The organism is Pseudanabaena sp. UWO310, from assembly GCF_006861605.1.
Lineage (GTDB): Bacteria > Cyanobacteriota > Cyanobacteriia > Pseudanabaenales > Pseudanabaenaceae > Pseudanabaena.
Window position 1 is genome coordinate 1 of sequence record NZ_SELU01000101.1, and the last position, 11,456, is coordinate 11,456.

Annotated in this window: 8 protein-coding genes and 3 pseudogenes; 7 read left to right on the plus strand and 4 right to left on the minus strand. The window is 43.8% G+C overall.

Annotated elements, in window-relative coordinates; genetic code table 11:
• Positions 1–127 precede the first annotated feature (127 nt).
• Positions 128–764 (plus strand): annotated as a pseudogene (locus PseudUWO310_RS21855) (transposase); the annotation flags it as partial.
• Positions 765–941: 177 nt separating this feature from the next.
• Here PseudUWO310_RS21855 and pcrA read toward each other — a convergent pair.
• Positions 942–3,317, minus strand: a complete 2,376-nt coding sequence (gene pcrA, locus PseudUWO310_RS21860; RefSeq protein ID WP_143190466.1) for a DNA helicase PcrA — start codon at positions 3,315–3,317, stop codon at positions 942–944.
• 136 nt (positions 3,318–3,453) lie between these two features.
• Here pcrA and PseudUWO310_RS21865 point away from each other — a divergent pair, with 136 nt between their 5' ends.
• The 3 genes from PseudUWO310_RS21865 to PseudUWO310_RS21875 all read left to right on the plus strand — a co-directional run bounded on the left by PseudUWO310_RS21865 (position 3,454) and on the right by PseudUWO310_RS21875 (position 7,388).
• On the plus strand, positions 3,454–4,941 hold the full coding sequence (locus tag PseudUWO310_RS21865) for a protein kinase domain-containing protein (RefSeq protein WP_143190467.1): 1,488 nt from the start codon (positions 3,454–3,456) through the stop codon (positions 4,939–4,941).
• A gap of 103 nt (positions 4,942–5,044) precedes the next feature.
• Complete coding sequence (locus tag PseudUWO310_RS21870; protein ID WP_143190468.1) at positions 5,045–5,584, plus strand: 2'-5' RNA ligase family protein; 540 nt, start codon at positions 5,045–5,047, stop codon at positions 5,582–5,584.
• A 460-nt stretch (positions 5,585–6,044) separates the two neighbouring features.
• Positions 6,045–7,388, plus strand: a complete 1,344-nt coding sequence (locus PseudUWO310_RS21875; RefSeq protein WP_143190469.1) for a nicotinate phosphoribosyltransferase — start codon at positions 6,045–6,047, stop codon at positions 7,386–7,388.
• A 39-nt stretch (positions 7,389–7,427) separates the two neighbouring features.
• On the opposite strand, the pseudogene PseudUWO310_RS23150 reads toward PseudUWO310_RS21875, so the two are convergent.
• The 3 genes and pseudogenes from PseudUWO310_RS23150 to PseudUWO310_RS21890 all read right to left on the minus strand — a co-directional run.
• A pseudogene (locus PseudUWO310_RS23150) lies at positions 7,428–7,577 on the minus strand (IS5/IS1182 family transposase); the annotation flags it as partial.
• 41 nt (positions 7,578–7,618) lie between these two features.
• Entirely contained in the window at positions 7,619–8,140 is a 522-nt protein-coding gene (locus PseudUWO310_RS21885; protein WP_223805805.1) for a formylglycine-generating enzyme family protein, read from the minus strand.
• Between the two features lie 29 nt (positions 8,141–8,169).
• On the minus strand, positions 8,170–9,234 hold the full coding sequence (locus PseudUWO310_RS21890; RefSeq protein WP_143190472.1) for an ISAs1 family transposase: 1,065 nt from the start codon (positions 9,232–9,234) through the stop codon (positions 8,170–8,172).
• On the opposite strand from PseudUWO310_RS21890, the pseudogene PseudUWO310_RS23155 reads away from it, so the two are divergent.
• The 3 genes and pseudogenes from PseudUWO310_RS23155 to PseudUWO310_RS21905 form a co-directional block, all read left to right on the plus strand.
• Positions 9,147–9,371, plus strand: a pseudogene (locus PseudUWO310_RS23155) (ISKra4 family transposase); the annotation flags it as partial. The gene PseudUWO310_RS21890 and the pseudogene PseudUWO310_RS23155 overlap by 88 nt on opposite strands.
• A gap of 1,001 nt (positions 9,372–10,372) precedes the next feature.
• Positions 10,373–10,615: a hypothetical protein gene (locus PseudUWO310_RS21900; RefSeq protein ID WP_143190473.1), complete on the plus strand. Its 243-nt coding sequence runs from the start codon at positions 10,373–10,375 to the stop codon at positions 10,613–10,615.
• A gap of 5 nt (positions 10,616–10,620) precedes the next feature.
• Positions 10,621–11,205 (plus strand): AAA family ATPase, encoded by a 585-nt coding sequence (locus PseudUWO310_RS21905; protein ID WP_143190474.1) that lies wholly within the window; start codon positions 10,621–10,623, stop codon positions 11,203–11,205.
• Positions 11,206–11,456 lie beyond the last annotated feature (251 nt).

The following is an 11,456-nucleotide window of genomic DNA, read 5'->3' on the forward strand; positions in this document are numbered from 1 at the left end:
TCTATATTTAGAATGCATGGGTTTGAGTCGATAAAGTCTGCTATCGACCAAATATCTCACAATATACCTGCCATGTCATCTTTACTCTTTTAATCTCTCTATTACCCATTCTTGAAACAGCCCTGCCCGCAAGCATGGGGATAAATTTCAACTTGCCAATGCTGATAGTTGGGGAGACCCATCGGCAACTTTTAGCTTAGAAGATGAGACAGTCGGACAGGTGCAAATCCAGCAATGGTCTAACTTACACTTTAAGCAAGCGTCCCAACGACCTTTCCAAGTTATTCGTGTCACCCATCCCCATTGCTCTGGTTTGTGGTTAGCTTGGGTGGGCGAACAGATGCCATCTTTAGTCCAGATTTGGCGTTTGTACTTACGTCGTTTTGCGATCGACCATTGGAATCGCTTTGCCAAACAACGTTTACACTGGACTCTGCCTCATTTGTTGACTCCTCAACAGGCTTTGCGTTGGAGCGACCTGAGGCAACTATTGTCTTGGCAGTTATGGCTAGCCCGTCAACTGGTTATTGATAGTCCTTTACCTTGGCAGAAACCTCAAACCAATCTCTCCTTTGGTCGAGTCGCTCAGGGCTTTGCCGCACTTTTAGTTAGGATTGGCTCTCCAGCCTGTTCTCCTAAACCTCGTGGTAAGTCCCTTGGTTGGAAGTCTGGGCGTAAGCGTTCTCCTTTTCCTCGCTTTCCTGTCATCAAAAAACGCGCTTCCCGTCCTAGAAAAGGTCAACAAAGACAACCTTAATTCCTAACCCTCAATATTCTCGTTTTTATTCTCTTAGGTTTGCTCAGTTCTTTATTCTCTGAGTTACTTTTTCCTGCTCTTTTCCTGCTTAGCTCAATCACCTTAGTCTAAACTCCGGTTTAGTTTTTAATTCACAAAAGTGTTGCCACACTTTCGTGAATTGGTATTACGGGCTATACCATACCTATATTTTCTGAATTGGGGCAATTTTGGGATCGATAATTTTTTTGCCTTGACCCGCAAAGGCTACCGCTAAGTACATCTTGTCACCAGTGCCTAGCAAGTTTGAGACTTGACCTTCGCCAAATTTATCGTGCATGACGCGATCGCCTACTTGCCAATCAATGCGAGGTTTGGGTTTGACGGCATTTACCTTGGTGGGGGGCATCGAACGCAGCGAACCTTTAACACTGGTAGCTTCGGCGCGTTGACTTGCCTTACTGATAAATTTATCGATGCCATGCCCTGTGAGATATTCCTTGGGTAACTCGGCTAGGAATTGGGAAGGAATCGCATATTCACGGTTACCGTAGAGACGACGGGCTTGAGCGTGACTGAGGAAGAGTTTTTCTTGGGCGCGAGTAATGCCCACATACATGAGACGACGTTCTTCTTCCAGAGCCATGGGATCGTTAATAGAACGGAAGCTAGGGAACAGCCCTTGCTCTAAACCAACTAGAAATACCACGGGAAATTCTAAACCCTTGGCAGCATGGAGGGTCATGAGCGTGACTTTCTCCGCATTCTCTTTGTTATCATCAAGGCTAGAAGCAAGGGCGGCATTCGCTAAGAATGCGTCGAGGGAAGCATCTTCATTCTCTTCGGCAAATTGGACAGCCGCATTATAAAGTTCTTGTAAGTTGGCAATGCGATCGTTGGCTTCGTCATTACTTTGTGCTTTCAATTCATCGACATAGCCCGATTCGGCAAGAATTCCCTGAATGATATCGGCGGCAGGTGTCACGGCAACTTTCGCTTGCCATTTTTGCATTAGTTCGACAAAGGAGAGAACTCCTCGCGCCGATCGCCCCGCCAGAGTTTTGACCGTAGTTTCATCGCTGATAATTTCCCAGATCGGCACGCCGAGTTCTTGAGCGGCTTGTTGGAGCTTATCGAGGGTTGCTTTGCCGATGCTGCGCTTGGGGACATTGATAATTCGCATCAATCCGAGGGTGTCGGAGGGATTGGAGAGTAAACGCAAGTAGGACAGAACATCTTTGATCTCTTTGCGATCATAAAAGCGCAGTCCTCCGACTACCTTATAAGGGATATTCCACCGCACCAGCATTTCCTCAAAGGGACGAGACTGGGCATTAGTGCGGTAGAGAATCGCAAAATGTCCGAGATTAGCGCTCGGAGTCTTGGTCTTAACTCGACGAATCTGCTCGATGACGAACTGCGATTCATCCACCTCATCCTCGGCGCGAAATAATTCGATCAGGTCGCCATCGGGTCTAGTTGCCTTCAGAATTTTGTCAATCCGTTGGGAGTTATGGTCGATCAGTTGGTTCGCAAGTTCGAGAATATTGGCGACGGAACGATAGTTCTCTTCCAGTTTGATCATCGTTTTGGTATGGGCATCGGGTAAGCGATCGCCAAAGGCTTCTTGAAACTCCATTAAAATAGTGAAGTCTGCTGAACGAAAACTGTAAATTGATTGATCGGCATCGCCCACCACAAAAATGGAACGATTTTCCCAGCTTTGGCTGGCATTATTCGTCGCTAGTAACCGAATGAGATCGTATTGGGTGCGATTAGTATCTTGATATTCATCAACGAGAATATGCTGAAAGCGATCGTGCCAATATTTAAGAACTTCAGGATTTTGCTGAAATAGGCGCACTGGTAAGAAGATTAAATCGTCAAAATCGAGGGCATTATTGGTAGCTAGTTGATTTTGATAGAGACTGTAAACTTGGGCGATCGCTCGTTTGCGAAAAGATGAATCATCGCTTTGTTTTTCATATTCCTCTGGAGTCCAGCCCTTGTTTTTGGCATTACCGATCGCAAAACGTACCGACCTTGGCTCAAATTTTTTCTCGTCTAAATTTAATTGATTGATGACGATATCTTTGACTAAGGACTGAGCGTCAGAATCGTCAAAAATGGAAAAGTTCTTTGCCCAGCTTCTACCATTGCTATCTTTGTACTTATCAATATCAAGGCGCAAGATGCGACAGCACATACTATGGAACGTTCCCATCCAAAGCCCATCTTGAGCAAAGCTATTGATATATTGTTTATAAACTTTCTTACGGAGCTTATCCTGTTCCCAATCGCTAATTTCGCTTAAGGATTTTCCATATTCTCTTTGCGCGACCTCTTGCGTTAACAAAGATTGAATTCGCTCGTTCATTTCTTTGCCAGCCTTATTCGTAAAGGTCACTGCTAGGATTTGTTCGGGGGCGACATTATGATTGAGCATTAAATTGGCGATGCGGTAGGTCAATGTCCTTGTTTTCCCTGAGCCTGCCCCTGCGACTACCAGCATTGGACCATGCAGATGGCTTGCTGCTTTTTGTTGGGCAGGGTTGAGATGATGCAAAAAGTTGGAACTCATGGGTGCAGGAGGGAGAAACTTAGGTAGACTCTAATACAGTATGCCAAAAATGTTTACTTGTGATCTTTCTGAGATAGTCTGTGTCAAGTCTCGATTGCCCAAAAGATCTGTCAATCTCTAACTTAATGATGAGCCAGTGGATATTTACTGCACGCGCCCGAATTGCCCAAGCCCTTTAAATTCTTTTGCCGATCTTGATAGCGGCAATACGATAAAAACGATCGCTCAAAAATTCTGTACGACCTGTGGGATGCCTTTGCTGCTCGGCGGTCGCTATATCGTCGAAAAACCGATCGCTCAAGGGGGCTTTGGTGCGACCTTCTTGGCGCGCGATCGCTATACGCCTGCGATGAAACGTTGCGTGGTGAAGCTCCTGCAACCAGTCGGTTTGAATAGTTCCCAGATGGTAATTGCCAAGCAAATGTTTGAACGCGAGGCAACAGTCTTAGAGGATTTAGGGACACATCCCCAGATCCCCGATTTGCTTGCCTATTTTGAAGTGCAGGCGGGGCAGGATGGATTTTTCTTTTTGGTTCAGGAATTTGTCGATGGCTTTACTCTAGAGCAAATTGTTACCCAGCATGGGGCGATCGCCGAGGCGGATGTTTTAGAGATTCTGCAAAGTCTTCTGACCGTTTTGACATTTATTCATGAAAAGGGCTCGATTCATCGGGATATCAAACCTGCGAATATCATGGTACGCAAGTCCGATCAGACTTATTTTTTACTGGATTTTGGCGCGGTCAAGCAGGTGGCAGGCGCGGCTCAAGGGCAAAAATCCACGGGTATTTTCACCCCTGGCTATGGCGCACCTGAACAGATGCGTGGCGATAGGGTATTTCCTGCGACCGATCTCTATGCTTTAGCGGTAACTTGTCTCTTCTTGCTGACGGGGCAAGAGCCCGAAGAATTATTTGATGTGAACAATAACAAGTGGCAGTGGGATCGCTTTGTGCAGCTCAGTCCTAACTTTAATCGAGTTTTGCAAAAGATGTTGGAGGCTGCTCCTAACGATCGCTGTGCTTCAGCCCCAGAGGTGCTTCAAGCCCTTAATAATCCTAATATTCAACCTCAAAATATTCAACCTCAAAATATTCAACCTCAAAATATTCAACCTCAAAATTCAGCATCTCCAGTCAAGCCAACGTATCAGACGAGTATTCAAGTGCCACCGCCTGCACCTCTGCCCAATTTCACACCGCCAATTCCCAAACCTGCGGCGCGATCATCAAAAACTCCTTGGTTGCTGGCGGCTCCGATCCCTATTCAGTTTACGGCTGCTTTTTTGCTCGGTGTAGAAGCGATGCTGTTATGGCAAGTAAGCTCGACGGTGGGAATTGCCGCAGTGGGTACTCCTGCCAATCTAATTGTTTTGGCGATCGTGTTAATCAGCATTATTTTCCTGAGAACCAGTTCCATTTTGGATAATAAGGATCTCTTTGTATTCGTAAACCTCTTGAGCTTTGCCGCCGTATGGGGCGGTCAATTCTTGATGAAATCTCTGTTTCAGAGCTTACCAAGTTGGATTGAAATTGCCCAATATTGTGGAGTAGCTGGTTTTGCAGCGATCGCTGTGATGGCAGCCTTGCGTCTGATCTTCCAGTTGCTATATTCACTGCTCTGAATCACTGCCTAAGCAGTACCAGAGAGCGGTACCGCCCGCGTAGCGGGCGGTACGCTCTTCAGCTACTTAGATCATTACCCAAATTACTAATCTAAGCCGAAGTATGCACCAAAGATTTTTTATTGCCTTGTTGCCGCCTAGAGAAATTCAAACGGAAGCGATCCAAATTCAGAACTATTTTGGCGATCGCTATCATTCTCAAGCTGCGCTCAAAGCTCCTCCCCATATCACCCTCATTCCCCCCTTTGAATTAGCTCGCGATCGCTTAGAGCCATTACAAATCGAACTAGAAAAATTTGCCAAAACGCGATCGCCTTTTGCCATTAACCTATCGGGGTTCGCGGCTTTTCCGCCTCGGGTGATTTATATTCATGTTGTACCTAGCCCCACTTTGTTGCAGCTCTATGGAGATCTTGCTGCTACCCTTTCCCAAAATCTTGGGATTGTCGATCCCTATGCTCCCAGACCCTTTGTACCCCATATGACCGTTGCCTTTCGGGACTTAACTCCTGAAAATTTCGATCTTGCTTGGGCAGAATTTGGCGATCGGCAAATTAATTTTGAATTTGAGGCAAAGGAATTAACTCTATTAGTTTATGAAGAAAGGAAATGGGAAGTTCACACTCAATCTTCCTTTTTATAGCTACAGTCACTTGACTTAGGACAAATCAAACCCCAAGAATTGATTGGCGGCGCGAAGCGCCGCCAATCAATTCTTGGGGTTTATGTCCTATTAGACTTGGCGACAGCTATATTTTGCACAAGTACTTATTGCTTAAACAAATCCATATTTAATGTTGCTTTTACTATAAGTTGTTGATGCTTCCCAATATCTGAATTGGGGTTTTTGTAATCTATCGCAACGTAAGAGATAGCTAAGATAAATCAAAACCCTAAAGATGAGGAGCAGGACTTTGCGCTGCTACTCATCTTTAGGGCTTTATGTCCCAAGTAAGTAAACCTTACGTTACTATAAATAACTTTTTTGAGCTTGCAGCCTTAACAAAAAGCTGGTTGATTTAAATTTATTCAAATAAAAAATGCTTGCAATTTTGGTAAAATCTACTATAATAAGAGGATAAGCCTCTATCCCCACTCAAGTCATGAGCGCTATAACCGTGAACCCTGCTGTGAGCCTAAAGTCCGATACGTTGAATATTGCAACGGATGAATATGGGCTGCTTACCGATCTTTATCAATTGACGATGGGTGCTTGCTACGTGCGGGAGGGATGCGATCGCAAGAGGGCTAGTTTTGAACTATTCGTGCGTCGTCTTCCCCAAGGATTTGGCTACTTAATTGCGATGGGAATCGCCCAAGCGGTGGAATATTTGCAAAATCTTCATTTCACCGCCGCGCAAATAGCTGCCTTGCAATCTACAGGAATTTTCGCTAACGCCGATCGCCGCTTTTGGGAGTTGTTAGCTAACTTCCGCTTTGAAGGGGATCTATGGGCCGTACCAGAAGGAACGGCAATCTTTGCGAACGAACCTTTTTTAAGAATTGAAGCTCCCCTCTGGCAAGCGCAACTGGTCGAGACCTATCTCTTAAACACGATCAACTATCAAACCTTGATTGCCACTAAAGCCGCCAGAATGCGCGATGTAGCAGGCGATCGCATTACCCTCTTAGAATTTGGCACGAGACGCGCCTTCAGCCCTCAAGCCTCGCTCTGGGCGGCAAGAGCAGCACTCGCCGCAGGCATGGATGCTACTTCTAATGTTTTGGCAGCGCTCAAACTTGGTAGACAACCGAGCGGCACGATGGCTCATGCGTTAGTGATGGCATTGAGTGCGACAGAAGGTAGTGAAGCCCAAGCCTTTAGTGCTTTCCATCAAGTTTTCCCCCATAGTCCTCTTCTAATCGATACCTTCGACACGATCGCCGCCGCACGCAATCTTGCCGCAAAAGTCAAATCTGGCGAGATGCAAGTAAAAGGGATTCGCATTGATTCAGGAGACATTGCTACAGTTTCTAAGGAAGTAAAAGCGCTACTTCCCGATGCTGCAATATTTGCGAGCGGCGACATAGACGAAGCCGAGATTCTTCGACTCAAGACGTTAGGAGCGCCCATTGATGGCTATGGCATCGGCACAAAACTAGTGACAGGTGCGCCCGTAAATGGAGTTTATAAACTTGTGGAAATTGATAATATTCCTGTTTCTAAAAAGTCAAGCGGGAAACAATCGATCGCGGGTCGCAAACAGATCTGGCGCAGTTTTGAGAATGGAGTAGTAATTGGCGATCGCCTCACCCATATTTCTGAACTTCCTAATTCTAACGAGATACCTTTGCTAGAATGCATTATGCACAATGGTGAGTTGTTGAGGTCGTTGGATGATGTAGATGCGATCGCAAAACGTACTCGAAATTCCGTACAATCCTTGCCTCATGCAGTTCGCAATATTCCTAATCCAGAGACAGTTCCTGTAAAAGTTGATATGTAACGCAAAGCCTGACTAATAAATAAGAGCGTGTTTGAGAAGTTAAGCGAGACGTTTGAGGAGAATGTGAATCATGCCGACATAGAAAAAAGCCTCAGAAGTTTCAGGTAACAGTTCGTACTCTCTTGTCAAACGTCGAAAGCGAGAAAACCAAGCAAAAGTACGTTCAACCACAGGCGAAATGGGGAATACAGAGGGCAAGAGGGAAAAAGAGTAAAGGATAAACGAAGTCCTCACGAAGAAGAAGCGATAAGAATCCGAAAGCCAAAGCAGTCATCCTGAACACGCGCGTTTTCCCCGCCGCGAAAGGCAGCACGACAGTCCCACGCACCGCTGTCCCAAGAACCGCCGCGCAGCAGGCGATAACGATCATCATTATCACCTGCATTGAGATCACCCCATGCTAGATTTCCCTGTTTCTTGAGATTTTCTGGTTTATCGGCATAGCTATCGTGCCACTCATCTAAACACCATTCCCAGACATTGCCATGCATTTGATAAATGCCCCATGCGTTCGGCTGAAAGCTATCCACGTTTACTGTTACTTCTCGATATTTGCCCTTTGGGGCATCGCCATAAGGATAGTTACCATCATAGTTAACTTGATCGGTCGTAACTGTATTACCAAAGGCAAAGGGCGTAGTCGTGCCAGCGCGACAAGCATATTCCCATTCCGCCTCAGTGGGCAGTCTTGCCTCCCGTCCCGTTTGCTGCGATAGCTTCACACAGAAAGCCCTAGCCTCATGCCAAGACACACCGACAACCAGGGCAACCGCATAAAAAATCAAAGGGAAAGGAGATGGTTTAGATAAGCCAGATCCCAAGCCGCCTTATTACGTTTCGCCCGCATACTGAACTTAGAAGACTTATCGCGACTTAAGAGATTAAGAGCAAAGTGTCGCAAGACAGCCATATTTTCAGGAGAATGATCTTTGCGAATACGGGAAGCATCTTCGTGAAAAGAGACATCCAAAACCCAATGCAATGAATTTTCAATCGACCAATGGGTACGAACCGCATTAGCAATGAGAAAAGCATTACAGGGCAAGCTAGAAATGTAGTAGCGATTCTCAGTGGTGACTTTACCATTGATTCTGCGCTCACTTTGTACTAGGGCAATAGTCTGTAAACCAGTCCATAAAGGCAGTTGGGTCAGGTAATCCAAGTTAGATAAAGTCCAACAACGTCGAATTTCTAAGCGCCCATGTCCTTTATCTATGGACTGGCAAAAGTCATGGTCTACGTCCACAAAATTAGTGGTTATAGCTTGCTCAAATAGCCACTGTACATCCTCAAATAGACTTCCCTGATTACCTTTGAGCGCTAAAACATAATCGGCTCCTTGTTGCACGATTTGGCTGGCTATTTCTTTTTGGCATCCCATTGCGTCAATTGTGACAATACAGCCATTAATTTCTAAAATCTTTAAAAGCTCTGGAATCGCCGTGATTTCGTTGGATTTATCATCGACTTTGCTCTGCCCTAATACCAATCGATTGGCACTTGCCCATGCACTCACCATATGGATTGCGCCTTTGTCTCCTCCTCGGTCGTAGGAGTGTCTCAAGGTTTTGCCGTCTATGGCTACCACCTCTCCTTTCATTACTTGACTCACTGATTTCACCCAACTGATGAAGCTATTTTGCATTTGTTGCGGGTTCAATCTCGCAAACACTCTTGCAAATGTGTCATCACAGGGTATCCCGTTCGGTAATTTAAGAAATGTCCCCAGCCATTCTTGTTTTGATTGTCCAAATAGGGGTACAAAAACAACCATTAGCGGAAATATTCTCTTGTCTAGGCGATGGACATGATGGGATCTGGAATTTATTCGCCGCCATAGCGCCATCACCGCAGAGGTTTGAAATATTGGACTGGTTTCATTTGAAAGAACATCTTTATGCTGTTGGTGGTTCTTTGCGTCGTCTAGCCAAGGTAGAAGATTTTCTCTGGCAAGGTGATGTTGAGCAGGCGATTGTCTTATTTTCAGGTTGTAAAGCTAGTGTATAGCCTTCTATGTTAGATGCCAATTTAGGGTATAGTGTGGTAAGGGATACACCAATCTCACTGACTTAGCTTGTAAGTTGTTGAGGACAGTCCCCAAGCAACCAACCCAATGCATGACTGTGATTGTGCTTGTTGATACTGAGTTTAGTACGGTGAAGTTTTTCAATGCTGTCCGTGCCAAATCTTGACGCACTTTTGACGCACTGTTGTTGGTGTACGCAACAATTGTCATCTTCAAGATGGACGTACCGTCGTTTATCGCAATCGTGTACCTGATTTTGATGACTGTCTTATGTTGAATGCGGTTGGCTTATGGAACTTCTGTTTAGATTCTGCTTGAAAATAGATAGAAAGATTAAAACCTAATCTGTGCTTTGCTTTTATTTGCCAACAGGTTTATTCTTAAATCCATTCCCACTTAACACTTTCAAGAATGGTGCAAGATCTGAGATATCGTTATCAAGGTCAGGATAAAAAACAGAAATATCCAAAAGGGAAAGAGAGCAGGTTATTGGTTGATTTATGAGGTGGAGTCACCTACTAATGTACTTCTGTTAACTATCTATTCAAAGAGCGATCGCGATGACATTATCTCTGTCGAAATTTTGACTATTTTATCTTCCATTTCTGGGGATGATGAGTAATTGTTGATAAAACTTTAGTCTTTTTAGATTGTGGCGATCGCTAGTAGCATCACTTTTAAGGCAAATATGCGATCACCTATTTGCCAATCAATACTGAATCTAGGTTTGTCAGCATTGATTTTGGGCAGTACAACGGTTATGTTAACTCACAAATAGTTTTATCTAAAATTTTGAATGAGCTAAAACAAGTTTTTAGTCTTAGCAAAGTCTGAGAAGTCATAAAATGCAATTTTTATGACAAAATTTGACCTTAATTCCGCTAGTTTAGAGAAATAGTGATGTAAAATCGTCAAATCGCATTAAATTCTTATTGATTAAGGTAATCATTCGTAAAGTATGAGTCAGATAGAAGTCCCCCAGCATACTGAATATATATTTCCAACACTTGAGGCTTTAGTAGAGTTAGGGGGGGCTGGCACAAATAGTGAAATTTTTGATAAGGTCAAGACCTTAATGAACTTATCTAAAGAAGTTTTAACTATACAACATCTTAGCAAGAGAAAGAATAAAGACGGAACTGTATATTATGTTGAAGATAAAAGTGAAGCTCAATACAGAGCAGACTGGGCTAGAACATAACATATTTGGAAAACTACGGATTAATTGAAAATCCTGCTAGGGGACGATGGTCTTCAACATCCAAATTCAGCCTTGACGAATTTATAAACCTTGATGAAGATAGCAGGAAGAAAAAGGCAAAAGAAATGCATACTCAAGATACGAAAGATAGAAAGGAAAAGAAGCGTAATACCCCTAAAAAGTTAGATCTAACATCTTCTAATTTAGGAGCAGAATTCGATGATCTAGAAGAAATAGATGATATTGATCTAGAAGGTTTAGGTGATGATTCTTACATAGAATCAGATGAATTAGATACTACTCCCCAACCTATCATTGATAGTATTGCTACTTACACAGCTAAACTGTTTTTAGAAGATACTTCGATTACTCCAGAAGAGCTAGATAGGTACGAAAAGACAATTAAACGGAAAAAGCAGATTATTCTTGCTGGATCTACTGGTACTGGAAAAACATTTATTGCTCAGAAATTTGCTAAATATTTAACATCGGATCGAAATGGTTATGTGGATTTAGTGCAGTTTCACCCATCCTATACTTACGAAGACTTCATGAGGGGATTGAAGCCAGAAATCAAAGATGGTAAGTAATTGCTCAACGCAGGGAAATTGACAAAGAGATCGAATCGCAGCGCTAGTGACAACGATGAGGTACAGTCACGGGATAAGCTATGGACGAATGCAGCAAATGCTAAGCGTAACTGCTCAACCTATAGCCCACATTCCGCTCTTATTTTACTGAAAAAAGTATTTAGAAAATAAATCCTTATACAGTCAGTGTTTTGAGCTTTACTAACAAAAATATCACTATCTTAATACTTCAAATAGTGATGCGCTAATAG

Bases quoted from the DNA above. Each gene is read 5' to 3' on its own strand.
- pcrA (WP_143190466.1), bottom strand. From the start codon at position 3,317: ATGAGTTCCAACTTTTTGCATCATCTCAACCCTGCCCAACAAAAAGCA.
- PseudUWO310_RS21870 (WP_143190468.1), top strand. From the start codon at position 5,045: ATGCACCAAAGATTTTTTATTGCCTTGTTGCCGCCTAGAGAAATTCAA.
- PseudUWO310_RS21875 (WP_143190469.1), top strand. From the start codon at position 6,045: ATGAGCGCTATAACCGTGAACCCTGCTGTGAGCCTAAAGTCCGATACG.
- PseudUWO310_RS21890 (WP_143190472.1), bottom strand. From the start codon at position 9,234: ATGGCGCTATGGCGGCGAATAAATTCCAGATCCCATCATGTCCATCGC.
- PseudUWO310_RS21900 (WP_143190473.1), top strand. From the start codon at position 10,373: ATGAGTCAGATAGAAGTCCCCCAGCATACTGAATATATATTTCCAACA.